Source organism: Streptomyces sp. NPDC096132 (genome assembly GCF_044763345.1).
In the GTDB taxonomy this organism is placed as follows: Bacteria; Actinomycetota; Actinomycetes; order Streptomycetales; family Streptomycetaceae; genus Streptomyces.
Genome location: NZ_JBIWGA010000005.1, coordinates 426,717 through 449,281 on the forward strand (window position 1 = coordinate 426,717; position 22,565 = coordinate 449,281).

A 22,565-nucleotide genomic window follows, 5' to 3' on the forward strand; every position below is an offset into this window, starting at 1 on the left:
CTGCTCGTCGCGACGGCATTCTCTCCCGTGTCAGCGTCGAAGAGGCCGTGGCCGTCGTGCGAGATGACCCTCACCATGTCGTGGCCGGTGCCGGGGTGCGAGGCAGTGGCCCCTGAAGGCTGTGAAAACGGCACGATGACCTGCCGCTCTCACAGCAGGCTCTCGTCCCGGACCACCCAGCCCGCACCCAGCTCGCGGCGCAGAGCCTCCAAGGCGGTGTGTGCTTGCTCCTTGAAGACCTGCCATTCCTCATCGGACCACGGCGACGGATTCGGCGGATAATCCCAGTCAATCGACGACTGATACGACCTGGACAACCTCGCCAGCTCGGCCCGGGTATCCGGGCTGATGGGCAGCCGCTTCAGCTCGCAGGGATACCCGTACGGGCTGCCCATGTCCTCCGGCCACAACGGAGTGTCTACGCCGGCCTCGAAGAAGAACCGCAGGTAATGGATCACATAGCATCCTCTCAGAGGCCCGCTGAGTCAGCACCTCAGAGACGCGGCTACCGCGCGGAGCCAGGGAGTTGAGAAGATCCGGGCATGGCAGCCTCCGACGAACATCCCCCCGACGGCTGGGCCTTCCTCGGAGTCGGACACCCGTTCCTCGTAGTCGACGACGAACCGCGCGGCCTTCTGGCTGTGGCGGGCACGGACACACACACCAGTGGCCTTCCACCCCCGGCATCCGCTGCTCGCGATAGGCACTGTCGAGTCTCAGTTGATGCTTGACGGGTTGGCGTCGGGTGATGCTTGACGTCTGCCCTAGACGATCTTCCGGCGGTTGTGTTCGCCGGACTTGCGGACGACCACCTCCTTCCTGGTCAGACGTGGGACGGTGGTGATCAGGTCAGTTCCGAGGAAAACCCGGATGGTGTCCTCGGCAAGGTGGACGGTGACGACCTGACGGGCATAGGCCCGGCCGAGCTGTATGCGCTGTCCGGCGACCATGAAGCCGCCGACGCTGCTGACGGTCCGCTCGGCTATCTGCTCGCCCGGCGGTGGCAGCTGCGGGGGCGGCCCGGCCGGACGGGCTCCCTGCAGGCGCCCGCAGGCCGGTGCGGACACGAGGCCAGCCGGTGCGACCGGTCCGCCAGCCCCGCAAGACCCGACTGCCCGTACTTGCGGACCCAGGAATGCACCGACTGCCGTGACACCCCATACCGGGCCGCGACCTGGGTGACGGGAACGCCCGCGGCCACCTCCATGACCGCGTGATACCGCTGCTCGACCACGCTCAGCTCCACCAGCACGGCCTTAGCCCTCCCTGCACGCGCCGATCAGACGCACACAGCCAAGCCGAGGCAAGCGGTGTCAAGCATCAGGTGAAGCCGCAGTGTCAACTATCAACCGAGACAGGACACTCGCGATAGGCACCGGCAGGTACGACGGTGACTACTTCTTCGAGGGTGAGCTACTACTTCTGCACCTGAAAACCGGCGTGGTCACATCTCTCATCGAGAGCGAGTTCGGCCGTCAGGTTCTCGGCCTGGAGTGGCTCGACGAACGGTCGCTGCGTGTCCTCGTGGCACCTCCGGACGACTGGCAGGACGAAGCGGCGCACGAGAACGGACACGTCGCCGTGGTGGACCGAGCCGACTGGACCACCGTCCCCGCCCGGTCACTCCGCGGTCGGGATCTGGCCGGCCCAAGGACCTTCGCACCGCGTCCTGAACCCCGCGAGGCAGCGCAACGCGCGGTTGCCGCACTGCGATCCCTCTGGCAAGCCCAACGAGCCGAACCTTCGGGAGACCTGTGAAGGTCCCCCGACGTCACCGCTACGGCCCGATGCGCCTCGGACGGAGTCTGTGAACGCGGCTTGATGACCCATGTCAAGGAACCGAACAGCGCTAACGTGCTTTCGGTGTCGTAGACCGGGGAGGGCCCCAAGTGACCAGCACATGGTGGCTCATGCAGGGAGAAGTGCGGGTCGGTGAACTTCGTGAGCAGGGGATCGACCAGCCGACAATCTTGTGCCACTTCCTGCCTGGGCCGGGCTGGGAGCCCGTCAGTGCGCTGTTCGAGGCCTGGGCGGCCGTACAAGGCCCCGACCCTGATGGGAGTCGGCACGCGAAGGCCATCCGGCCTTTGATGGATCTGGGGCTGACCCTGCACCCTTCGGACGGGAGCGCGCCCTTGGGCCTCTTCAAAGACTGCATCCTGCGCATCTACGGGGATACGGCCCGTCTTCGTTGCTGATCGGCCGATAGAGGCGCGTGCCTGTCCAGGCCTGCACTGTTGCGGTGCCCCATCGTGAGTACGGACATCCACGGTGGCATCGAGTTTCGGCATCCCGGCGTCGGCACCGACCACTACGACGGTGAGCCGTGGGTGGCCGCCATGGATCTCTGGCCGCTGTACGCCGAGACCGACTACGCGGCTTCGGCTGTCTCTTCGGAGTGCGCAACTACGCGGGCTTTCAACCGCACCAGACCGCGGCCTTCCCGTCGATCTGTCGAGCGGGATGCGTGCGCAGTTGGGGTCCTGGGTTGCAGCGGGTGACTTGTACGGCGCGACCTGGGTCAGCTGGGCGGAGCGCCTGATCACTTCATCGGCCGGCTGACCTGGTGCACGAAATCGCGGCCGTCGACACTGCATCAACAACTCGTTTCCGATTCCTGGCCGTCGGAAGCTCTTTCCGCGGTAGGGGCCCCGCCCGGGTACTTGCGCAGTGCGACGGGACGCGTGGAGTGGACCACCGACGGAGTGATGTGCGCGTACGAACCGCTGACCGTTGGTGCCGTCCTGGGACCGGAAACGCACTGGCCACATGTCTTCGCCGTGATGAAGGCCCTGGCAGACCGCTTCGGTGATGACGGCGTCCGCCTGGTCGTGGCGTTCGGCTGACCACGCAGAGGCTCTCATCTCAGCGGACTCGCGAGCCATCCGGACTGGCAACTCGCACGGTGCTGCGGCCGTCGTCGAGACGGCGTACTCCGTCGTAGCGAGCAGCAGTCGAAAATCGCTGGCCACCTGAGCTGGCCGACCCCACGCTGTACGCCATGGAAGAACCGCACCGCGGGATCCGCGCGCTCCACACGGCATCCACGATCACCGTCTACCAGGCCTACGCCCCTGAAATCGGAGTGCCCGCCGTCCGCGACGGCCGTTTCCCCGCCGCGTGGAAGCCTGACCGCATGACGTGGATCAAGCCCAGTTTCATGTGGATGATGTACCGCTCCACCTGGGGCACGAGCACCGGGCAGGAGACCGTCCTTGCCGTCGAGATCACTCGCGACGGCTTCGACTGGGCGCTGCGCCACGCCTGCCTGTCGAGCTACGTTCGCGGCCTGCATCCCGATCGCGGCACCTGGCAGCGTGAACTCAAGCGCGCACCGGCCCGTGTCCAGTGGGACCCCGAACGCGACCTGCACCTGCGTCCCCTGCCGCACCGCTCGCTGCAACTGGGTCTCTCGGGCGAGGCGTCGTCGCGTTACGCGAACGAGTGGATCGTGTCCATCAGAGACGTGACTCCACTGGCCCGAGAAATCCGCACCCTTGTCAATCGCGGCGATCTGGACTCCGCGACACAACTGCTTCCCCAGGAACAGCGATACTCCGCCGGTGACGAACTGCTCGCCCACCTGCGGCTCTGACCAGCAACACACCGGCAGTCACTCACGGTCATGCCGACAGCATGGTTGAGGTCTATGAAAGCGGCTTGATGATCCATGCCAAGCCTCGATCGCAGCCCTTGTGGCGATACTCCTCTGACTTCTGGACCAGCATCAGGCATCAGGCGCGTAGTACGCGGCGTACCAGGCTGAGTGCGCTGCTACGGAGAAATCATCGAAGTCGCCGGCCGCTGCGCAGCGGAGCAGTCGTTGCAGTGCCGCTTCGGCTTCGGGCAGACGCCGACTCGACAGGAAGGCCTTGGTCGTGGCCAGTCCGCTGCCGCACAGCAACTGGATATCGATCGAGCAGTCGGCGTCCATGCTGGCGGACTTGGCCTGCCAGATGAGCAGCACGTCATCGAGGACCGCGGCGTTGAACAGCTGCACACAGCAAAGCTTCATCAGCTCCGTGTCGCCGTCTCCCTGTGCACGCTTCTCCAGCCGGGTGTGTGCGGTGAGCAGGCCTCGTACTTCGTCCAGGTTCGCCCCAGTGGGGTGAAGGCCGTACCGGTGCAGGCTCTCGTCGTCGTTCATGGCGGTGATTATCGGGTCGCCGCCGGTCGGGCCCGCTGATAGACAGATGCGATGGCGGATGAGGACGCGCAGGGATTCCAGGCAGGGCAGTCGGGGCTGATCGTGAGGGTTCCGGAGGTGGAGCCCTTGGTGCGGGCGTGGCGTGACCGGCTTGATCCCTCGGCCCGAGCGGGCGTTCCGGCGCATGTCACCGTGCTCTTCCCGTTTCTCGACGCGAGCCGCATTGACGGAGGTGTCTGCGCCGCGATTGGCGAGGTACTCGGTCGGCACCAGTCCTTCGACGCCCGGTTCGACCATTGCGGCCGGTTCCCTGGAGTGCTGTACCTCGCCCCCGAACCGGACACTGGCTTCAGGCGTCTCACCGAGGCGATCGTGGGGCGGTGGCCGGAAAACCCGCCGTTCGGTGGGCAGTTCGACGATGTTGTCCCGCATCTGACCGTCGCCCAGGGCCAGGACGAGGTCGTGGTGGAGAAGGCCGAGGCCGATCTGCTCACCGGTCTTCCCGTCGTCGCGCAGGTCTCGTCGGTCGACTTGCTGGTCCACGACGGGACGCGGTGGCGGCAACGGGCTTCCTTCCCGCTGGGTGGATAGGCGCGGTTGCGCTGGTCGGTATCGCCTGCGAGTGCACCCAACGGAGTTGATACAGGCCAGCCGTCAGGTACATGTCCCTGGCGGCTGTGAACGCGGCTTGATGATCCATGTCAAGCCTCGTTCACAGACCTCTTGCGTTACTGCTCTCCTGGGCTTCGAGAAGCTCGTCACCGTGCTCGATCGCCCAGAGTCCAAGCGCCATCATCGGGCCCTCGACCAGGCTCTGCCCCAAGCCGGTCAGGGCGTAGTCGACGCGTGGCGGCGCCTCGGCATGGGCGTGGCGCTCGATCAGTCCGCTTGCGAGCAGGCGGTGCAAGGAGTCGGTCAGAACCTTGTCGCTGACGCCGCCAATCACGGCGTGCAACTCGCGGCGTCGGTGCGGTCCCCGTCGAAGCGCCGCCAGCACGACGGGATCCCAGGTATGGGCGAAGAGATCGGTGGCCGCACGCAAACGGCAATCGGCGACGAACTCATAGCAGTGGGCGTCGTGATCAGTCATCTCGCCGTCCATCATCGCGCGCTGGTCACGCACTGATCGGTGCGTAACGCCTTCCCTACCGTGACCACCCGACCGACCACTAGGGGAGAGGCACAGACAGATGCGCATCGGGATCCTGGGAACAGGGACATTGGCGGCGGCCCTGGGCGAAAGCTGGGCGCGTGCGGGACATGAGGTGGTGATCAGCGGACGATCGCAGGTCAAGGCGGAGAAGCTTGCTGAGCGGCTGGAGCACAAAGTGCTGGCTGTCGCACCGCGTGAGGCGGTCACCGGGCGCGATGCGGTGCTCCTCGCCGTGTCCTGGGACGGTGTCGAAGAGATGCTGAGAATGGTGGGCGCGTCCGACGGCGCGCTACAAGGAATGCCGTTGATCGATCCCACGAACGCCGTTACGCACGGCGTCGGCACTCTGCTCATCGAACACGGCAAGACGATGGCGGGGTGGATCGCCGGACTTGCTCCGGGAGCCCGGGTCGTGAAGGCGTTCCATCTCTTTCCCGCTGACCAGTGGACGAGCCCGGCTGGTGGTGGCCAGTCCCGTGTGACGGTGGCGATGTGCGGCGACGACGCGACCGCCCTGAACGTCGTCGGTGAACTGGTCCGTGACGTCGGCGGAGTCCCGGCGACTCTGGGGACGCTGGATCGTGTCCGCCAGTTGGAGGAGGTGGCGGGTTTCGTGATCGGCTTGGCCTTCGCAGGCTTCGACCCTGGCTCCGCCGTTCCTCACGTCCCCTCGAACGACAGGCACGCTGGCTCACAGGGGTAGGCGTATCTCTCACACGCTCGATGATCTGCCACGACGGGGTCTGTGAACGCGGCTTGATGATCCATGTCAAGCCTCGCTCACAGAGCCTTCCAGGGCATGTTCCAGCAGTCGATCGGTGGCGAAGCTGCGCTCCTCACCAGCCGTTCTGTGCCTCTCCCAGCACGGTGCTGCCGAGGTGCGCGGCAAGCTTCTCTGCCCGTGGAAGATCGCCCCACTTGTCGACGTGAACGAAGACGGTGTGGTGCTCGGCTGGCTGCGACCAGTCGACGTGGTCGCCGTTGAAGACGACCTCCACGCCGTCGTACGTGGCAGAGCCGTACGACTCTGTCTCCGCGTCGTCCGGCCATCTGCCGTGCAAGCCGATCGAGGCCATTCCCTTCCCCACGGCTCGCATGAACCGGTCCTCCACGGTGCCCGCTTGAACGTAGTGCAGGAACCCCAGAGGCAGTTCCGGCTCCAGTGCGGAGTCCTCCGCGGCAGTGATCACCAAGCTGAATTTCGCGAAGTCATTTGTCACGGAGTCCATCCGAGGACGGACGTAGTCGTACTCGGCGTCGGGCAGCACCGCCACCATCCGCCGCGTGTCCTCGACAGTCAGCAGATCGGCCATCAGGGTCACCTCGTCGTCGTGCTCCTCCAACAGGACGTTCAGGCGCAGCGCCTGCGTCCATGCCTCGACGGCATCGGTGGTACGGAAGACGGGATGGGCCTGCGAGTTACCCATGCGCCCCACTCTCACACGGAGCAGGGAATCCGCTGCGAGCGGGCCCTGCCTGGGCCTCCTGCCGGCTTCGGCCGTGTAAGGGGCTGTGTACGCGGCTTGGTGATCCACGTCATCCTGTCCCGCTTCCACACGGCGGGGAAACGGCCGTCCCCGGGCGGCGGGCAGGCCGATTTCCGGGGAGTAGGCCTGGTAGACGGTGATCGTGGATTCCGAGTGGGCCGCGCGGACCTGCGTCGGCCGGGGTGGGGGCCACTGGTTTTCGACTGGCCTCCGGTGCGGAGCGGGGTGGACGCGCATGGAATCGCCCGGAGCCCTCGTGCGTTGAGGAGAGCGGGCAGGGGATGCCGGTGGTGTCCGAGCCGAGTAGCCCGAGTGACCGAGCTGACAGATATTGGAGGGGCCGTAATGGCTGCGCAGACGCAGAGGGCCGTGCTGGCCGGCGGATGCTTCTGGGGGATGGAGGAGCTGATCCGCCGACTCCCGGGCGTGACGGCGACCCGGGTCGGATACACGGGGGGTGACGTGCCGAACGCGACGTACCGGAACCACGGTACGCACGCGGAGGCCATCGAGATCCTTTTCGACCCCGAGAAGACCGACTTCCGCGCGATCCTGGAGTTCTTCTTCCAGATCCACGACCCGAGCACCAAGAACCGCCAGGGCAACGACATCGGCCTCAGCTACCGCTCGGCGATCTACTACGTGGACGACGAGCAGAAGCGGATCGCCGAGGACACGATCGCGGATGTGGACGCCTCCGGACTGTGGCCCGGCAAGGTCGTCACCGAGGTGGAGACGGTCGGCCCCTTCTGGGAGGCCGAGCCCGAGCACCAGGACTACCTGCAGCGTTACCCGGACGGCTACACCTGCCACTTCCCGCGCCCGGGCTGGCGGCTGCCCGCCCGCACGGAGGGCTGACCGCGAGGCGGCCCGGCGGAAGGAGCAGGCCGACCGACCGGCCGAGGCTCCGCTGCCGGGCCGCGCCTGCCGCCGCCGGCCTCCGTGCGGGCGGGGGCGGCGCCGCCCCCGCCCGCAGGCGCCGGCCGACAGCCGAAGGCCTGGTAGCTGCCTCTCGGCCGTCCTACCGCCCCACCGCCCACCGTCTCCTCAGTGCGGCAGCGTCGCCGGGCTTCCGCCGTTCGCCTCGTAGCCCGCCACCGCCAGGGCGCGGTACACCGCGAACTCGCCGGCCGGGTCCGGGGAGAGTGTCCAGGGGAGGGCGCCGACGTGGCCGTCGACGTGTATCAGCTGGTTCATGGCCTCGGCCCAGCGCTCGCCCCGTACCAGGAAGAAGATCAGCAGGTGGCGGACGTGGGCCAGCATCGGGTCGTCCGGGCGGGCCGCGTGCACGGCGTAGAGGGCGCCGTGGATCGCCTTCGTCACGACCTCGCTCTGGTAGAAGCTGCTGACCAGGTTCACCTCGGGGAGGTGCTCGAAGACCCCGAACAGGGGCATCGCGGCGAGGAGGGAACCCTGGGGCGCGCGGGCCGCGGCCGCCTCCGTGAAGGAGTTCGCCAGGTCGCGGGAGCCGTGCCACTTCTCGCACCAGTAGTGCAGGGCCGCGAGATGCGCGCCCATGTGCGCCGGGGCGCGGTCGAGGATCTTCAGCCAGAGCTGTTCGAAGTCCGTCTGGGAGTAGTGCAGGCCGCGCGCCACCGACAGCTCGATGATGTACGGCACCGGGTCACCGGGGGAGAGCAGCGCCGCCTGGCCGCAGGCGTCCTTCGCCTCCTCCATGATGATCCGGAAGTCGTCCGTGCCCGGTGTGGACGTCCGCCAGGCCTGCTGGACCAGGAACTCGGCGTGCACCGCCGCGCCGCCGGCGTCCTTGGGCGCCTCCGCCCGCCACACCCGCAGCCACTGCCCGCCCGGCGCCTCGCTGACGCCGCCCGGCCGCTGCTGCAGCTCCAGCGCGGCCGCGCCCGCGAAGGCCTGCACGCGCTGCCAGCGCAGCTCGCCCTCGATCTCCGTGCCGGCCAGGAGCTGCTGTGCCGCCCGGTAGTCCTGCGTGCGCTGCACCATGTCCAGGACGTCGAGCAGGTCCTGGTCGGGGCCGGGCATGCGGATGTCCAGCTCCTCCGTGCGCACGAAGCCGTAGTTCGCCGGGTCCGCGGCGTCCGGGTGGCCCGCCGGGACCTGCTCGATCATGCCGCGCCTGCGCCGCAGGAACGGCAGTACCGCGAAGCTGAGCATGACCAGCGCCACCAGGACCCAGAGAATTTCCATGTCTCAAGCGAACCAGACGCCGCCGACAATTGGCCAACCCCATCCCCCCAGCCTGTGGAAACCCGCCTCCCGGGGCCTGTGGAGAAACGTCCCTCCCGGGTGGAACGGCCCTCCGCCGGGCCCTCCGCCGGGGCCGCTGCTGGGCGGCCGTCCGGCAGCAGCCCCGCGAGCGCACTACGCTCGGTGCCCATGAGCGACAGGCACATCAGTCAGCACTTCGAGACCCTCGCGATCCACGCGGGCAACACCGCCGATCCCCTCACCGGCGCGGTCGTCCCGCCGATCTACCAGGTCTCGACCTACAAGCAGGACGGCGTCGGCGGCCTGCGTGGCGGCTACGAGTACAGCCGCAGCGCCAACCCGACCCGCACCGCCCTGGAGGAGAACCTCGCCGCCCTCGAGGGCGGCCGCCGAGGGCTTGCGTTCGCTTCCGGACTGGCGGCCGAGGACTGCCTGTTGCGTACGCTGCTCAGCCCCGGTGACCACGTGGTCATCCCCAACGACGCGTACGGCGGCACGTTCCGCCTCTTCGCCAAGGTCGTCGCCCGCTGGGGCGTGGAGTGGTCGGTCGCCGACACCAGCGACCCCTCCGCCGTGCGGGCCGCGATCACCCCGAAGACCAAGGCCGTGTGGGTGGAGACCCCGTCCAACCCGCTGCTCGGCATCACCGACATCGCCGCCGTCGCCCAGGTCGCCCGGGACGCGGGCGCCAAGCTCGTCGTCGACAACACCTTCGCCACGCCGTACCTGCAGCAGCCGCTGTCCCTCGGCGCGGACGTCGTCGTGCACTCCCTGACCAAGTACATGGGCGGCCACTCCGACGTCGTCGGCGGCGCGCTGATCGTCGGCGACCCGGAGCTGGGCGAGGAGCTGGCGTACCACCAGAACGCGATGGGCGCGGTCGCCGGGCCCTTCGACTCCTGGCTGGTACTGCGCGGCACCAAGACGCTGTCGGTGCGCATGGACCGGCACAGCGAGAACGCCACGAAGGTCGCCGACATGCTGACCCGGCACGCGCGTGTGACGAAGGTGCTGTACCCGGGCCTGCCCGAGCACCCCGGTCACGAGGTCGCGGCGAAGCAGATGCGGGCGTTCGGCGGCATGGTCTCCTTCCAGGTCGCCGGCGGCGAGGAGGCGGCCGTGGAGGTCTGCAACCGCGCCAAGGTGTTCACGCTCGGGGAGTCCCTCGGCGGTGTCGAGTCCCTCATCGAGCACCCCGGCCGTATGACGCACGCCTCCGTGGTGGGCTCGGCCCTGGAGGTGCCCGGCGACCTGGTCCGTCTCTCCGTGGGCATCGAGAACGTCGACGACCTGCTGGAGGACCTGCAGCAGGCCCTGGGCTAGTCCCCGTGGTGCACCGTCCGGTGAGCGAGGGGTTCACCAGACGGTGAGCGGTGGAGTCGTCTCCGACGGCGGCTCCACCCAGGGGCGGGCCGTGACCGCCCAGACGACGAAGGCCACGATCGCCGCGAACAGCAGCAGCCACAGCAGCCGCTGCGCGACCGTCCGGCGCCGCAGGATGCGGCTGCCCCGGCGCACCACGTCCGCGTGGAGGTCCGCCGGCACCTGCGGCACGGTCCGCTCCATCATCTGCCGTACGGCGGCCTCCCGTTCGGGCCGGTTCATGACGCCGCCGGTTTCGCGCTCACGCGCGCGGGAGCCGGGCCGCGCGGCGGGCGGAGCGCGGCCGTGGTCGCCCGGTCGCAGATCAGATGGACCCGTTCCGGGGGCAGCCCGAGCAGCGCCGCGACCTGCTCCTCGGCGACACCCTCGTACAGCCTCAGGACCAGGACGAGCCGGTGCTGCGGGGAGAGCGCGGCCAGCGGGCCGGCGGACCGGGGGCGAGCGCGCCCGAACGGCAGACCGGCGTACTGGTGCCAGGTTCCGCGTGCGAAGCGGACCGCCAGGCACTCGCGGGCGTGGTTGTACGGGTCCTCCCCGCGCAGCCGGTCCCAGCACGCGTACGTGTGCGCGAGGGCGTGGGTCAGCAGGCGCCGCGCGCGCGGGTTGTCCTTCGGCGCCTCCGCCGTGAGCAGGGTGGCGGTCTGCAGCAGCCGTCCGCCCGCCCCGGCCACGAACGCCTCGAACTCCCTGGCCCGGCGGGCTTCCTGGACCGTACGCCTCTCTCGCACCCCGAGCCTCCCGCCTGACGGCGACCCCCTGGAAACGGATCCCGGGCGGAGTACGGGTGCGGCACCGCGTACGACGAAGGGGGACCCGGTCTCATATGAGGCCAGGGGCACGCTTTCGGTCAAGAGCCACGCACGCGCGGGATGCCGCGTGCCGCGGACGAAAGCCGCGCATCCCGCGGGAGAGCCTCCCCACGCGCGTGTGCGCGCCGCTCTGTCAGGAGACGGCCGGTGACGGTTCCGTGCCCGGTACGCCCTGGGCGCCCATTCGGTCGGACAGGGCGACGTTGAAGCGGGTCAGGAGCGTGCAGAACGCCTCCCGCTCCTCCGGGGCCCACTCCTCGGTCAGTTCGGCCATCAACTGTCGCCGGGAGGAGCGCACTTCCTCCAGCCGCGACTGCCCGCGCGGGGACAGCTGGAGCACCACGGCCCGCCCGTCCTCGGGGTGCGAGGTCCGCTTGACCAGGCCGGTGTCGACGAGCGGCGCCACCTGCCGCGTGACGGTCGAGGAGTCGATCCCCATGCTCGCGGCGAGCGCCTTGACGCCCATCGGGCCTTCTTTGTCGAGGCGGTTGAGCAGCAGGTACGCGGCGCGGTCCATGGAGTTGCGCACCTGCCCGACGCCGCCGAGCCGGGTCTGTTCCGCACGGCGGGCGAAGACCGCGACCTCGTGCTGCAGCGTGTCGAGAAGACCGGTGTCACCGACGGTCGTCATGTCCATCGACATTTCAGGTGTTGTGGGCATGGCCGGGGGCTCACTTCATGAAGGGGGTGCTGGCAGGAATTGGGGGACAGAGTACGCGGCCGGAGGCCGGGCCGTACCGGCGCTGCGCAAACCAGTCTCGGTGGTTGGTCACAGCGGCTGTTTCCGCCTGTGAACTGCGATGCTGGTGTCATGAGCTACGGCACGGCTGACTCCTTGCGGCCCGTCACCCTCGACGACGTGCGCGGCGCCCAGAAGATGCTCTCGGGTGTGGCGCGGGCGACCGCGATGGAGGGCAGCAGGCATCTGTCCCAGCTCGTCGGGGCGCCGGTGCACCTCAAGTGCGAGAACCTCCAGCGGACGGGGTCGTTCAAGCTGCGCGGCGCGTACGTCCGGATCTCCGGGCTGCTGCCGGAGGAGCGGGCCGTCGGGGTGGTCGCGGCGAGCGCGGGCAACCACGCGCAGGGCGTGGCGCTGGCGTCGTCGTTGCTGGGCGTGCGGTCCACGGTCTTCATGCCGAAGGGCGCCCCGCTGCCGAAGATCAGCGCCACCCGGGAGTACGGCGCGGAGGTGCGCCTGCACGGTCAGGTGGTCGACGAGACGCTGACCGCCGCGCAGGAGTACGCGGCCGGGACGGGCGCCGTGTTCATCCACCCCTTCGACCACCCCGACGTGATCGCGGGGCAGGGCACGGTGGGTCTGGAGATCCTGGAGCAGTGTCCTGAGGTGCGCACGATCGTCGTCGGGATGGGCGGCGGGGGTCTCGCGGCGGGCATCGCGGTCGCGGTGAAGGCGCTGCGGCCGGACGTACGGATCGTGGGTGTGCAGGCGGAGGGGGCGGCGGCCTATCCGCTCTCGCTGGCGGCCGGGCGGCCGGTGTCGATCGAGTCCCCGGCCACGATGGCCGACGGGATCAAGGTCGGCCGGCCCGGTGATGTGCCGTTCGGGATCGTCGGCGACCTGGTGGACGAGGTGCGCACGGTTTCGGAGGGCGAGCTGTCCGCCGCGCTGCTGCTGTGTCTGGAGCGGGCCAAGCTGGTCGTCGAGCCTGCCGGGGCGAGCCCGGTCGCGGCGCTGCTGAGCGACCCCGGCGCGTTCGAGGGCCCGGTCGTCGCGGTGCTGTCCGGCGGCAACGTCGACCCGGTGCTGATGCAGCGCGTGCTGCGGCACGGCATGGCGGCGCAGGGCCGCTATCTGGCGGTCAGCGTGCGTCTGACGGACCGGCCGGGTGCGCTCGCCACGCTGCTGGGGGTGTTGTCAGTGGTCGACGCTAACGTCTTGGACGTGAGCCATGTGCGGACCGATCCGCGTCTCGGGCTGACCGAGGCGGAGGTCGAGCTGCACCTGGAGACGAAGGGGCCGGCGCACTGCGCCGAGGTCGGCCAGGCCCTGCGCGCCGCGGGGTACACGGTCGTCGACTGAGGCGCCGGACCGCCGGGAGACCGGTGAACATGCAGGTCACAGCCCCTTCGCTCACTCGTACGAGCGAACTCCATTGTGAGTCGCGATACATCGCGTTATGGTGAATGCGTGGTCGCCCACGGGGCGGCACGAAACAGCGCATACCTAGGCTTTTCGAAGGATCCCCGAAGACGTGGAGAACTTTTATGCCAGGCGCCATCTATGCCGAAGGCCTGGTGAAGACCTTCGGTGACGTAAGGGCTCTGGACGGCGTCGACCTGGACGTCCCGGAGGGCACGGTCCTCGGCCTGCTCGGGCCGAACGGCGCGGGCAAGACCACCGCCGTCCGCTGTCTGACCACCCTCCTGCGCCCCGACCGCGGGCGGGCGGAAGTCGCGGGCCTCGACGTGCTCAAGCATCCCAACGAGGTGCGCCGCTCGATCGGCCTGTCGGGCCAGTTCGCGGCGGTCGACGAATACCTGACCGGCCGGGAGAACCTCCAGATGGTCGGGCAGCTCTACCAGATGAAGGCGAGGGCCGCGAAGACCCGGGCCGAGGAACTGCTGGAGCAGTTCGACCTCACCGAGGCCGCCGACCGCACGGCCAAGACCTACTCCGGAGGCATGCGCCGCCGGCTCGACCTGGCCGCCGCGCTGGTGGTCTCGCCACCCGTGATGTTCATGGACGAGCCGACGACAGGCCTCGACCCGCGCAACCGCCAACTGCTGTGGGACGTGATCAAGCGTCTCGTCTCCGGCGGCACGACGCTGCTGCTCACCACCCAGTACCTCGAAGAGGCCGACCACCTCGCGCACGACATCGCGGTCGTCGACCACGGCAAGGTCATCGCCCGAGGCACCTCCGACCAGCTCAAGGCCCGCACGGGCGGCGAGCGCATCGAGGTCGTCGTCCACGAACGCGAACAGATCCCCACGGCCCGCGAGGTGCTCACCGCCTTCGGCAAGGGTGACACCACTGTCGAGGAGCACACCCGCAAGCTCACCGTGCCCGTCACCGGCGGCGCGAAGCTGCTCGCCGAGGTCATCCGCGAGCTGGACACCCGCGGCATCGAGATGGACGACATAGGCCTGCGCCGCCCCACCCTGGACGACGTCTTCCTGTCCCTGACGGGACACGTGGCCGAGGCGAAGTCCGAGGAGAACGGCGAACAGGGCAAGACCAGGCAGAAGGGCGACGACCGCGACTCGCCGGGCGTTGCAAAAGGCAACCCCGCCAGGAAGGAGCAGCTGAAGTGAGCGCCGTGAGCGATTCCGTGGTCATCGCCCGCCGGAATCTGATTCGCATGAGCCGGATCCCGGATCCTGTTCGCCCGTGTCGGCCAGGATCCATCTCGCAGCACACCGCAGGCCGGCACGTGAGCGCAGGGAAGGAGCAGGCGAAGTGAGTGCAGTGAGCGACTCCATGGTCATCGCCCGTCGCAATCTGATTCGCATGAGTCGGATTCCCGAAATGATTATTTTTGGGCTCATACAGCCGGTGATGTTCGTCGTCCTGTTCACGTACGTCTTCGGCGGCTCGATGAGCATCGGCGGCTCCACCGACCCGGACGTCTACAAGAACTTCCTGATGGCGGGCATCTTCGCGCAGACCGTCACCTTCGCCACGGCCGGAGCCGGCGCGGGCATCGCCGACGACATGCACAAGGGCCTCATCGACCGCTTCCGCTCCCTCCCCATGGCCCGCGGCGCGGTCCTCACCGGCCGCACCATCGCCGACCTGGTGCAGACCTCGCTCACCTTGGTCGTCCTGGCCTGCGTCGCCCTCCTGGTGGGATGGCGTCCCGGCTACGCGGAGCCCACCAACTTCGGCAAGATCATGGGCGCCTTCGGCCTGCTGCTGCTCCTCGGCTACGCCTTCACTTGGATCGGCGCCCTGATCGGCCTGAGCGTGGGCACCCCCGAAGCGGCCACGTCGGGCGGGCTGATCTGGCTCTTCCCGGTCACCTTCATATCCAATGCGTTCGTGGACTCCTCGCAGATGGCGTCCTGGCTGCAACCGATTGCCGAGTGGAACCCGTTCAGCGCCACCGTCCAGGCCTGCCGCACACTCTTCGGCGACCCGGGCGTCTCCCCGTCCGACGCGTGGCCGATGGCCCACCCCGTCTGGGCCTCGCTCATCTACTCGATCCTGATCATCGCGCTCTTCCGCACGCTCGCGGTCCGGAAGTACCGGCGGGCGGCCGGCTGATCACGGTTGCGTCAACTGGGCAGCTGGGCGGGCCGGGTCAGCTGTGAACCTTTGAGCCCCCTTCCTCATCGGGGAGGGGGCTCGGTCGTGTCTGATCAGGCGTCTGGCAGCCAGAGCCTGATGCTGCCCTGGGCGCCCTGATGGATCGGGTGGTGTTCGCTCAGACGGGCGATGAGGAAGCGAAGGGCAGAGGTGGACACGTCTACGCTGGACAGGTAAACAGGCACGCGAAGCCTTTGGTGAGGCCAACTGCCCAGCTAGCGCGCCAGTTTGACATGGGATCAGTGGCCTCAATTCAAGATGTGGCGGGAAGCTGCAACCAGACTTGGTGGCCGATTGTCACCAAAAGGGGTGGGCGATGACCTATGAGTATGACGCCGAAATTTAAAGCCGCGTAAAGTACTGCCACAGCGTATTGTCGCCGCTCGGATTCAAGCGCGTCTGCGTGCTTGACCCAATTGATGTAGAAGTGGTTCAGAAGTTTCAAGAGGAAGTGCAGAGCGCTTCCAATGAAAAACCCATACAGGAATTCCTGTGGGAGCATCCAGAAATTATGTGCCGATTCCTCGGCGGCTATTGCTGGTGGATCAAACCAGAGGTATGGCTCGGCCAGGAGTTTCGGCTTGATTTCTTGGCGGCGCGGACTGAAAGTTTGCTGCTGAATTATCAACTGGTTGAGCTTAAGAGTCCCACTTCGCGATGGTTCAATCCCAGCAACAGAAATCCGGCGGCTAAACTGGTTGAAGCGGAGCAGCAGGTAGCGAACTGGAACCATTGGCTCTCACTGAACCGTGACTACGCTCAACGATCTAAGCCGTTCGGCCTCGGCCTTGTAAAGCTCGACGAGTATATGTCGCGCAGCGTCATCGTTATTGGGCAGCGTAAAAACGTGACGGCCGCCGATCGGCAACTTCTTACCGCCAGGATGGTCAGAGAGGGTAAGAGGTACGGCGCCTATACCTATGATTCTATGATTGAAGCAGCTGGGCGAGTCCCCAACAACTTCTATGGCGACGTCGATGAATGCACCGAGTGTCGCTATGCCGAATAGATGCAAGGCCTGCGAAAGGATCTCTTCTCCAAATTAACCCTGCGCGTCTTGCTGCATCTTAGGTGAGCGGCTCAGGTGACTGAGCAGGAGAGGAAATGCAATTTCCCGCTATGCTGAAGTGACTTCCGATCCAGGAATCTGGGGAATTGATCGGTATACCGCAAATGGGATAACTGAAAATCCTGGATACTGAGGAAGGTCGATAAAGCCGATACTTCCTAGATAGCGCATGTGTGCATTGATGTAATTGGCGAACTCTGCTCGCAAAACACTTCCGTCCGATCGATAAAACGTGGGTTCGGGAACGTGAGTTTCGGTGGGTCCGTAGGCTCCAACACTCCCTACAAGGGTCCATTCCTGATGCTCCGTTCCATAGCGTGCAAATAGAATATCTGTCTCTGAATCCAGATACTGGCGCCCTTCCTGTAGTCTGGCGCTGATTAGAACTTCACCTGATTCCATGGGTGAGAGGTTCATGTGCAGCCCCGGTGCGAACACGCCTCGCGCTACCTGTGCAATAGCGCGCATGTAGTGCCCGTTGACGGCGCTTTCATCAGAGCCGATGATTTGAAAATCTGGGATAATATCTTCAAGCTGTGGCGCCTGAGAGTCAGACAATTTCGGATTGCTTGGCTTGTTCTGCTGCTTTCCTTGCCTCCCCTTAGCCCCGGCCGGTGTAGAGGTTCGGGGCGTCATTCCATTGCCGAGAGCTTGTAGTCCAATATTTACTGCTCCGAAAGCTGCAAGGGTTTCTGCCAGATATCGAGCATCAAACAGGGAGCCGTTGGCCTTAATCCGAACCAAGGACCCTGGAGGTACGTTCGCTTTCAATCTTCCAGAAGTCCACTGATCCACATCTGCCACTTCGTGGGAAATATCTCGAATCAGACCTTCTGCGTCAAGTGCCGCTTCCAGGGTGGGAAACAGGGCGTCACCTAGAGATTTCTGGGTACGTGTTTCGCTTCCCACATCCTGGAGATGCTGACCAGCGGTCCAGCGATTCCCCTCGCGGGTCGTCTTGCGTTCTTCCTCTGAGATTCCTCCATCGAGTTGCGCCAACATTGCTCGAACTTTGTCGGTGTCTACGTAGAGGAAATCACGCAAGATCATGAAATGTCTCCTTAAGATTGTGCTGTTGCCGCGTGTTCATGTTGCGGTGATTTGGTTACGTGATTGTCCTGAATCAACGCTTTACCCTACCTCGAACTGCGAGTGCGGCGAGACCTAGAAGGATTGGCTCTGAGAATCTGGAAGCCATTTCGATATAGCCGCCGGCCGTAGTAAGGTCCTCCCCGCTGGAGCGGAAAACAACTGAATTGAGCGTAACCTTGAGAGATTTCTCAAAACGTTTGCTGGTCAGTCGATCCCCCGCCGGATTCCTAGGGTCACTTTTATCGATCTCGAAAGTGACTGGCCCGCCATCGGCCGGGATTACCCCTGTTGCTTCCTGCTTGGGGGACTCCTGGGGGAGTCCGAAAGTCATCATCAGGAGAATCGTCGTCATCATTGCTAGCGCAAGCCATCCGAGGGCGCGCGAGGCGCGTAGGCCGTACCCGGACAGGAGCCAATATGCCTGAAGTAGCCATCGTTCCGCTTCAATCCATGCCCGACTATGGCGCCGCATCTCCATCTCGCCGTAGTAGAAGTCTGCGGCACCCGGTTCGTCTTTGGCGTCTTCCCTGGCTTTGCGTAGCTGCCGATAGATCGCGGCTACGTCCTCTGGGTCGGGCGTCTGGTCGGCGTCTGGATGGTGTGGACCGTTTCGCCAGTTGCGCATGGGCGGGTCTGTGCTCGCTTGAACTGTCGGCTGGTTGGCCGCAAATGCGCGCCAGTGATGCTCCTCAGCCACCGTATTTCTTCGCGTGAGGACTGGCGTCACGATCGGCCAGAGTCGGCGAGTGAAGTGAATGCCAATAGGTGGGGAGGCGAATATGTTACGACCTTCTAGACGGATCTGGTCAAGGTGAAAGGAGCCAGAGAATAGGCAATCACTCAGATCCGTGTCGGTCAATACCAAGTGTGCTGCGTCCACCGATTGGACCGATTTGATTCTCACTCGAGATTCATGAGTGCTGGCGAAGCCTTCATCCAACGCCACTCCATCGGGTTTCTTGAACGGGGATGGATGGGTTGCGACAGATGCGGGGAAGGTGAGTACGGCCCCAGAAAGATCCACATCTGAGTAGCGCAAACGCAAGCTTGCTGTCGAATTCCATTGAGTGCGGATGCACTGAACTCGGTGAGCAGCGGCCTCAATCGTGACCGGTGCATTAAAGTTTGCCCCCGATAGATCAAGGGTTTCAGTACATACAATCGGGCCGATCAGGCACTCGGCATTGAAGGTCGCTCCTGCGAAATTGGCTCCTTCGGTGAAAATGGTTCCAGTGAAGTGCGCCTTCCCGGCGAAGGTTGCCGAGCTGAACCCGGCATGGCTGTTGAATTTTGCATCGTCGAACCGGCCGTCACCAGTGAAATGCGTATCAAGGAAGAAAGCATTGCCGCGAAACATTGCCTCGTTGAAGACTGCGGCCTTCTCGAATCTTGTTGCGGTGAACGCGACTCCGGTGTTGAAAATGGCGCGAGTGAATCCGGCGTCACTTGAGAATGTTGCATCTTTGAAGACGATGTGGTTGGTAAACTCTGTCTTGTTGAAAGTCGCAACTTGACTGAATAGAATATTCTCAAGATGAGTGAGATCCTCGAAGATCGCCTCGTCGAAGCGGGCTATTCCAAAGATCGCCGGTGAGGTGTTTGTTGAACGGTGGGCCGTGAGGAGGGAAGTAAAGATCAGTCCAGTAAGCGGGGTGCCCCTGTAGTCGGCATCGGAACCAGGACCCAACCTGCTCAGATAAGCACTACGGTCGACGCTCGAAACATGGGCAAGGCAAGCCGTGTAACCGCTAATTTGTCGACCGCGACACCCTATGGGGTCCGATCCTGCATTCGCGCCATGTCCACAGTGCGGCCAGTTGGGAGCCTCGGGGTGCGGCGACGGTGTGCTCATACAGACACGGACGTACCGCTGGCACCAGCAGTTCCCGAGGCCAGGGACATGGGTTACTCAGACTCCCACGCATGCCCGTTGGTTACTGCTGCCTCCGGTGGACACGGTGGCGCGGGGCTGGCGTCTGGTGATCAGTGGCGGGCCTTTTTCCTGTGGTTGGCGACGCCCCCCGGCGCTCCGCGATACTCGCACTCTGGGCACGCGTCCCAGATGCCTCTGCTTTCGGCCTCATCGACGACAGAGATCTTCGAGTCAAACCCGTGATGCGCCAGCAGTCGAACGACGGAACTTCCGTAGCGTGTCGCTAGCACGGCTGCCTCTGCGATCTTGTCGTGACCTTGGCGGAAGTAAGCATCTTGCCCAGTTGCCAATCTGCATCCGCACCAGCACAGACCTGTTGGTTCCGGTTGGTTGGGTTCCATGTGAATTGTCATGCCTCAAAGCTAGGAGGTGCTCAGGTAGACCGAGTGGTGTATCTCGAAACCGAGCTGCTTCGTAACTTTCCCTGGGCGGAAGAGTGCCCTGGATGATGCCCTGGGTACGGTCGTAGTCGTGTCTGGCGTACGTCGGGTTGGTCGCCCGTGGGCGTGCGCTGGTTGATCGCGCGCGACTAGGGGAGCTGGTACGGGCATGGCGGTTGACGCTGCTCGCACGGATGAGGGGTTCACGTCGGCTGGGGCTGCGCGGGTGTTACGCGCCGCGTGCCGGATGGCGGGGCTCGACGACAGGGACGCGGAGCTGATCCGCTTCGGGGAGAACGCGCTGTTCCGGCTGGCGTCGGTGCCGGTCGTCGTGCGTATCGCGCGGGGCAGAGAGTGGCTGTCCACGGCACGTAAAGAGGTGGCCGTGGCGCGGTGGCTCGCGGCGGAGGGGTTCTCAGCTGCTCGCATCGTTGAGGACGTCGAACAGCCCCTCTTGATCGACGGGCACCCGGTGACGTTCTGGCATCTGATCGTTGAGGGCGACCGCAAGGCTACGTACGGGGAGCTGGGAGGCATCCTGCGGGATCTGCACTCGCTGCACGTCCCTGCCGGCCTCGACCTGCCGTCGTTCGATCCCTTCGACAAGCAGGAACTCCGGATCGACAAGGCTGTGATCCCTGAGGATGACAAGTCCTTTCTGCGGAAGCGCTGGCAGGAGTTGCGGGACAAGCACGCGGAGCTGCGGTTCGAGTCGCCCAAGGGGCCGACGCACGGGGACGCGCACGTGCAGAACCTCATGGTTGACGACCAGGGGCGGGTGATCCTGATCGACTTCGAGGCGTTCTGCTTCGACCATCCTGAGTGGGATCTCATGGTGACGGCTGTGGAGCATCACAGTCTTGGCTGGCAGACCGACGCGCAGTACGCCGATTTCGTCGCGGCGTACGGGCGGGACCTGTACGACTGGCATGGGTACGAGACCCTGCGGGGGATGCAAGAGTTCGGGATGACGACCTGGCTCATGCAGAACGTGCGGGAGAACGAGGAGACCGCGGCCGAGTACGGGCGGCGTATCGCCGGCCTTCGGGATGATCAGGCGCCTCGGGACTGGCGGCCCTCATAGCGCTTACTCGTCCTCGTCCAAGCGGGCGAAGGCGTCGCGTACCGTCTCGTTGAACGCGGCCACGGTGGGGCTCGTGGCGTGCGCGCCGACTTCGCGCTGGAAGTCGGTCACGTAGCGCTGGAAGCGTGAGGACTGGAGGGAGTCGCCGCCTTCAACTGCGAGACTTGCGGTCGTGACGGCGGCTTCCAACTCGCCGTTGAGTAGCTGGCTCTGGGCGAGCACCATGCGGCAGAAGCCCAGGGTTCGGGCGTACTTCGGGTCGGTGCTGTCCACGGCGCGCTGGGCCTGGTCGACGGCTTCGCGTCGCATCTTGAGGTCGCGGAAGCAGTGGCAGAGTTCGCCCATGAGTTCGGCTTCATCGAAGTAGCTCAGCCATGCCGGGTCCTCGGCTGTGTCGGCCTGCTCGAAGTGCCGTGCGGCCTCGTTCATGGCACGGGTCGCTGCGATGCGGTCGCCGGCGTTGGACAGGGCGCGGGCCTCCATCGCTGAGTAGTTGGCCATGGCGCGCGGGGTGGCTCGTCCTTTGGCACCCTCGACCGCGGCGCGGGCGAGCTGGATGGCTTGGGTGTGGTTGCCCAGGTAGTTCGCCTGGTGGCTGAGGTTGCCGAGAATGCGGGCGCCGAACATGCGGTCGTCGATGACCTGCGACAGACGCAGTGTGGATGTGAGGTAGCGGTGGGCGAGTCGGTGGTTGCCGGTGTCGTACGCGGTCCACGCGAGTAACTGGGAGACCTCGGCTGCGGCGCCGAACAGGGCCCTTCCCACCTTGTCGCTGTAGCTGACGCTCAGCAGGGGCAGGACCTCGTAGCGGAAGTAGTGGCGTAATGCCCGGTGGCCGTGGCCTCCGCCGTACTTGAAGTCGAGCTGCATGAAGGTGGCTGCGGCGTCCCTGATCGCGCGCACGTCGCGCATGCCGACGCGCTGTTGCGCCGGCCGGTCGGCCTCGATGCCGTCAGGACGGGCGATCATCCATGACAGAACCGCTGAGCTGAGGTCGGCGTCCGCGACGATCAGCCGGTCTGTGGTGGTCGCGTCAGCGCGCTCCTGGGCGAGACCGTCAAGGACGGAGAGAGTTTCGGGAAGCGTGCCGGGATAGCCGGTCGGCTCTGGTGTGCTGGTCCTCGTGTGGTCGAAGAAGCCGAGATCACCGGGGGAGACTCGGCGTCCGAGCTTGGCCGAGAGCACATCTGCCATGATCGCTGCCGTTTCCGGCTTGATGCCTGAGCCGTCGCGCCATCGCTGCACTGCGATGTGTGTCGTCCCGAGACTGATGCCGCGCCGGGCGGCGGCGTCCTGCATGCGCTTGGCCAGTCCCTTGTTCGAGACCTGGGCTTCGGCCATGGCTGCGATTAAGTGCGCGTTCGGCTCCCGGTTCATGCTCCCCTGCCAACCCGAGAATGACGGCGAGTGTTCATCCTGTCACAGGAGTTTCGCCTGAGGGGGTTCATTGGTGAACCCCCTTTGCCTTTGCCGGTGTTCACGTGAACCCCCTGGTGAACGCTCCCGGTCACGCCCCTGTGCCCGTGTACTGGCTTGCGTGATGCAAGCAGTGCAATGAGGGGCCGTACCGG

The 22,565-nt window shown here is 65.7% G+C and carries 23 protein-coding genes and 3 pseudogenes; 12 read left to right on the plus strand and 14 right to left on the minus strand.

What is annotated here, in order from left to right; all coding sequences use genetic code 11:
• Positions 1 to 149 precede the first annotated feature (149 nt).
• The 3 genes and pseudogenes from ACIRF9_RS15130 to ACIRF9_RS15140 form a co-directional block, all read right to left on the minus strand.
• The gene (locus ACIRF9_RS15130; protein WP_403820938.1) at positions 150 to 458 is read right to left on the minus strand and encodes a hypothetical protein; all 309 of its coding nucleotides are present in this window, start codon (positions 456 to 458) and stop codon (positions 150 to 152) included.
• A gap of 306 nt (positions 459 to 764) precedes the next feature.
• Positions 765 to 1,061, minus strand: a pseudogene (locus ACIRF9_RS15135) (IS481 family transposase); the annotation flags it as partial.
• Positions 983 to 1,252, minus strand: a complete 270-nt coding sequence (locus ACIRF9_RS15140; protein ID WP_403820940.1) for a helix-turn-helix domain-containing protein — start codon at positions 1,250 to 1,252, stop codon at positions 983 to 985. The pseudogene ACIRF9_RS15135 and the gene ACIRF9_RS15140, both read right to left, overlap by 79 nt.
• A gap of 637 nt (positions 1,253 to 1,889) precedes the next feature.
• Here ACIRF9_RS15140 and ACIRF9_RS15145 point away from each other — a divergent pair.
• From ACIRF9_RS15145 to ACIRF9_RS15155, 3 genes are all read left to right on the plus strand, one after another.
• Positions 1,890 to 2,198 carry a hypothetical protein gene (locus ACIRF9_RS15145; RefSeq protein ID WP_403820942.1) on the plus strand — a complete coding sequence of 103 codons (309 nt, stop codon included), beginning with the start codon at positions 1,890 to 1,892 and terminating at the stop codon, positions 2,196 to 2,198.
• A gap of 486 nt (positions 2,199 to 2,684) precedes the next feature.
• Positions 2,685 to 2,846: a hypothetical protein gene (locus tag ACIRF9_RS15150; RefSeq protein WP_403820945.1), complete on the plus strand. Its 162-nt coding sequence runs from the start codon at positions 2,685 to 2,687 to the stop codon at positions 2,844 to 2,846.
• 155 nt (positions 2,847 to 3,001) lie between these two features.
• Positions 3,002 to 3,595 (plus strand): DUF4291 domain-containing protein, encoded by a 594-nt coding sequence (locus ACIRF9_RS15155; RefSeq protein WP_403820948.1) that lies wholly within the window; start codon positions 3,002 to 3,004, stop codon positions 3,593 to 3,595.
• Between the two features lie 132 nt (positions 3,596 to 3,727).
• Here the strand turns inward: ACIRF9_RS15155 and ACIRF9_RS15160 are convergent, their stop codons facing one another.
• Positions 3,728 to 4,147, minus strand: coding sequence for a hypothetical protein (locus tag ACIRF9_RS15160; RefSeq protein ID WP_403820950.1), 420 nt, complete (start codon positions 4,145 to 4,147; stop codon positions 3,728 to 3,730).
• Positions 4,148 to 4,198: 51 nt separating this feature from the next.
• On the opposite strand from ACIRF9_RS15160, the gene ACIRF9_RS15165 reads away from it, so the two are divergent.
• Positions 4,199 to 4,738, plus strand: coding sequence for a 2'-5' RNA ligase family protein (locus ACIRF9_RS15165; protein WP_403820953.1), 540 nt, complete (start codon positions 4,199 to 4,201; stop codon positions 4,736 to 4,738).
• A gap of 121 nt (positions 4,739 to 4,859) precedes the next feature.
• Here ACIRF9_RS15165 and ACIRF9_RS15170 read toward each other — a convergent pair whose 3' ends face one another.
• Entirely contained in the window at positions 4,860 to 5,270 is a 411-nt protein-coding gene (locus ACIRF9_RS15170; protein ID WP_403820956.1) for a winged helix-turn-helix transcriptional regulator, read from the minus strand.
• A gap of 61 nt (positions 5,271 to 5,331) precedes the next feature.
• On the opposite strand from ACIRF9_RS15170, the pseudogene ACIRF9_RS15175 reads away from it, so the two are divergent.
• A pseudogene (locus tag ACIRF9_RS15175) lies at positions 5,332 to 6,003 on the plus strand (NADPH-dependent F420 reductase); the annotation flags it as partial.
• A 133-nt stretch (positions 6,004 to 6,136) separates the two neighbouring features.
• Here the strand turns inward: ACIRF9_RS15175 and ACIRF9_RS15180 are convergent.
• Together ACIRF9_RS15180 and ACIRF9_RS15185 are read right to left on the minus strand one after the other, a co-directional pair.
• On the minus strand, positions 6,137 to 6,727 hold the full coding sequence (locus ACIRF9_RS15180; RefSeq protein ID WP_403820959.1) for a hypothetical protein: 591 nt from the start codon (positions 6,725 to 6,727) through the stop codon (positions 6,137 to 6,139).
• Positions 6,728 to 6,828: 101 nt separating this feature from the next.
• Positions 6,829 to 7,024 (minus strand): annotated as a pseudogene (locus ACIRF9_RS15185) (DUF4291 family protein); the annotation flags it as partial.
• A gap of 108 nt (positions 7,025 to 7,132) precedes the next feature.
• Here ACIRF9_RS15185 and msrA point away from each other — a divergent pair.
• On the plus strand, positions 7,133 to 7,645 hold the full coding sequence (gene msrA / locus ACIRF9_RS15190; protein ID WP_403820962.1) for a peptide-methionine (S)-S-oxide reductase MsrA: 513 nt from the start codon (positions 7,133 to 7,135) through the stop codon (positions 7,643 to 7,645).
• 189 nt (positions 7,646 to 7,834) lie between these two features.
• Here msrA and ACIRF9_RS15195 read toward each other — a convergent pair whose 3' ends face one another.
• Positions 7,835 to 8,953: a hypothetical protein gene (locus tag ACIRF9_RS15195; protein ID WP_403820964.1), complete on the minus strand. Its 1,119-nt coding sequence runs from the start codon at positions 8,951 to 8,953 to the stop codon at positions 7,835 to 7,837.
• 189 nt (positions 8,954 to 9,142) lie between these two features.
• On the opposite strand from ACIRF9_RS15195, the gene ACIRF9_RS15200 reads away from it, so the two are divergent.
• Positions 9,143 to 10,297 carry a cystathionine gamma-synthase gene (locus ACIRF9_RS15200; RefSeq protein WP_403820967.1) on the plus strand — a complete coding sequence of 385 codons (1,155 nt, stop codon included), beginning with the start codon at positions 9,143 to 9,145 and terminating at the stop codon, positions 10,295 to 10,297.
• 33 nt (positions 10,298 to 10,330) lie between these two features.
• Here the strand turns inward: ACIRF9_RS15200 and ACIRF9_RS15205 are convergent, their stop codons facing one another.
• The 3 genes from ACIRF9_RS15205 to ACIRF9_RS15215 all read right to left on the minus strand — a co-directional run bounded on the left by ACIRF9_RS15205 (position 10,331) and on the right by ACIRF9_RS15215 (position 11,809).
• Positions 10,331 to 10,579, minus strand: coding sequence for a hypothetical protein (locus tag ACIRF9_RS15205; RefSeq protein WP_403820970.1), 249 nt, complete (start codon positions 10,577 to 10,579; stop codon positions 10,331 to 10,333).
• Complete coding sequence (locus ACIRF9_RS15210; protein ID WP_403820973.1) at positions 10,576 to 11,085, minus strand: sigma factor-like helix-turn-helix DNA-binding protein; 510 nt, start codon at positions 11,083 to 11,085, stop codon at positions 10,576 to 10,578. The genes ACIRF9_RS15205 and ACIRF9_RS15210 overlap by 4 nt, the downstream gene beginning before the upstream one ends.
• A gap of 214 nt (positions 11,086 to 11,299) precedes the next feature.
• Complete coding sequence (locus ACIRF9_RS15215) at positions 11,300 to 11,809, minus strand: MarR family winged helix-turn-helix transcriptional regulator (RefSeq protein WP_403820976.1); 510 nt, start codon at positions 11,807 to 11,809, stop codon at positions 11,300 to 11,302.
• 168 nt (positions 11,810 to 11,977) lie between these two features.
• Here ACIRF9_RS15215 and ilvA point away from each other — a divergent pair, with 168 nt between their 5' ends.
• From ilvA to ACIRF9_RS15235, 4 genes are all read left to right on the plus strand, one after another.
• Positions 11,978 to 13,207: a threonine ammonia-lyase gene (gene ilvA / locus ACIRF9_RS15220; protein WP_403820979.1), complete on the plus strand. Its 1,230-nt coding sequence runs from the start codon at positions 11,978 to 11,980 to the stop codon at positions 13,205 to 13,207.
• 185 nt (positions 13,208 to 13,392) lie between these two features.
• Entirely contained in the window at positions 13,393 to 14,442 is a 1,050-nt protein-coding gene (locus ACIRF9_RS15225) for an ATP-binding cassette domain-containing protein (RefSeq protein ID WP_403820981.1), read from the plus strand.
• Positions 14,443 to 14,608: 166 nt separating this feature from the next.
• Positions 14,609 to 15,394, plus strand: a complete 786-nt coding sequence (locus tag ACIRF9_RS15230) for an ABC transporter permease (protein ID WP_403821235.1) — start codon at positions 14,609 to 14,611, stop codon at positions 15,392 to 15,394.
• A gap of 445 nt (positions 15,395 to 15,839) precedes the next feature.
• Positions 15,840 to 16,445, plus strand: a complete 606-nt coding sequence (locus ACIRF9_RS15235; protein WP_403820983.1) for a Shedu anti-phage system protein SduA domain-containing protein — start codon at positions 15,840 to 15,842, stop codon at positions 16,443 to 16,445.
• 108 nt (positions 16,446 to 16,553) lie between these two features.
• On the opposite strand, the gene ACIRF9_RS15240 is transcribed toward ACIRF9_RS15235, so the two are convergent.
• Together ACIRF9_RS15240 and ACIRF9_RS15245 are read right to left on the minus strand one after the other, a co-directional pair.
• A complete protein-coding gene (locus ACIRF9_RS15240) occupies positions 16,554 to 17,555 on the minus strand; it encodes a hypothetical protein (protein WP_403820985.1) in 1,002 nt (333 codons plus the stop codon).
• 73 nt (positions 17,556 to 17,628) lie between these two features.
• The gene (locus ACIRF9_RS15245; RefSeq protein WP_403820988.1) at positions 17,629 to 19,284 is read right to left on the minus strand and encodes a pentapeptide repeat-containing protein; all 1,656 of its coding nucleotides are present in this window, start codon (positions 19,282 to 19,284) and stop codon (positions 17,629 to 17,631) included.
• Positions 19,285 to 20,079: 795 nt separating this feature from the next.
• Between ACIRF9_RS15245 and ACIRF9_RS15250 the strand changes: the two genes are divergently transcribed.
• Positions 20,080 to 20,994 carry an aminoglycoside phosphotransferase family protein gene (locus ACIRF9_RS15250; protein ID WP_403820990.1) on the plus strand — a complete coding sequence of 305 codons (915 nt, stop codon included), beginning with the start codon at positions 20,080 to 20,082 and terminating at the stop codon, positions 20,992 to 20,994.
• Positions 20,995 to 20,997: 3 nt separating this feature from the next.
• On the opposite strand, the gene ACIRF9_RS15255 is transcribed toward ACIRF9_RS15250, so the two are convergent.
• Complete coding sequence (locus ACIRF9_RS15255; RefSeq protein ID WP_403820993.1) at positions 20,998 to 22,371, minus strand: sporulation protein; 1,374 nt, start codon at positions 22,369 to 22,371, stop codon at positions 20,998 to 21,000.
• Positions 22,372 to 22,565 lie beyond the last annotated feature (194 nt).

What these genes read in the sequence shown, in the direction of transcription:
- ACIRF9_RS15155 (WP_403820948.1), top strand. Translation starts at nt 3,002, where the DNA reads ATGGAAGAACCGCACCGCGGGATCCGCGCGCTCCACACGGCATCCACG.
- ACIRF9_RS15160 (WP_403820950.1), bottom strand. Translation starts at nt 4,147, where the DNA reads ATGAACGACGACGAGAGCCTGCACCGGTACGGCCTTCACCCCACTGGG.
- ACIRF9_RS15165 (WP_403820953.1), top strand. Translation starts at nt 4,199, where the DNA reads ATGGCGGATGAGGACGCGCAGGGATTCCAGGCAGGGCAGTCGGGGCTG.
- ACIRF9_RS15180 (WP_403820959.1), bottom strand. Translation starts at nt 6,727, where the DNA reads ATGGGTAACTCGCAGGCCCATCCCGTCTTCCGTACCACCGATGCCGTC.
- msrA (WP_403820962.1), top strand. Translation starts at nt 7,133, where the DNA reads ATGGCTGCGCAGACGCAGAGGGCCGTGCTGGCCGGCGGATGCTTCTGG.
- ACIRF9_RS15195 (WP_403820964.1), bottom strand. Translation starts at nt 8,953, where the DNA reads ATGGAAATTCTCTGGGTCCTGGTGGCGCTGGTCATGCTCAGCTTCGCG.
- ACIRF9_RS15200 (WP_403820967.1), top strand. Translation starts at nt 9,143, where the DNA reads ATGAGCGACAGGCACATCAGTCAGCACTTCGAGACCCTCGCGATCCAC.
- ACIRF9_RS15205 (WP_403820970.1), bottom strand. Translation starts at nt 10,579, where the DNA reads ATGAACCGGCCCGAACGGGAGGCCGCCGTACGGCAGATGATGGAGCGG.
- ACIRF9_RS15215 (WP_403820976.1), bottom strand. Translation starts at nt 11,809, where the DNA reads ATGTCGATGGACATGACGACCGTCGGTGACACCGGTCTTCTCGACACG.
- ilvA (WP_403820979.1), top strand. Translation starts at nt 11,978, where the DNA reads ATGAGCTACGGCACGGCTGACTCCTTGCGGCCCGTCACCCTCGACGAC.
- ACIRF9_RS15225 (WP_403820981.1), top strand. Translation starts at nt 13,393, where the DNA reads ATGCCAGGCGCCATCTATGCCGAAGGCCTGGTGAAGACCTTCGGTGAC.
- ACIRF9_RS15230 (WP_403821235.1), top strand. Translation starts at nt 14,609, where the DNA reads ATGGTCATCGCCCGTCGCAATCTGATTCGCATGAGTCGGATTCCCGAA.
- ACIRF9_RS15240 (WP_403820985.1), bottom strand. Translation starts at nt 17,555, where the DNA reads ATGATCTTGCGTGATTTCCTCTACGTAGACACCGACAAAGTTCGAGCA.
- ACIRF9_RS15250 (WP_403820990.1), top strand. Translation starts at nt 20,080, where the DNA reads ATGGCGGTTGACGCTGCTCGCACGGATGAGGGGTTCACGTCGGCTGGG.
- ACIRF9_RS15255 (WP_403820993.1), bottom strand. Translation starts at nt 22,371, where the DNA reads ATGAACCGGGAGCCGAACGCGCACTTAATCGCAGCCATGGCCGAAGCC.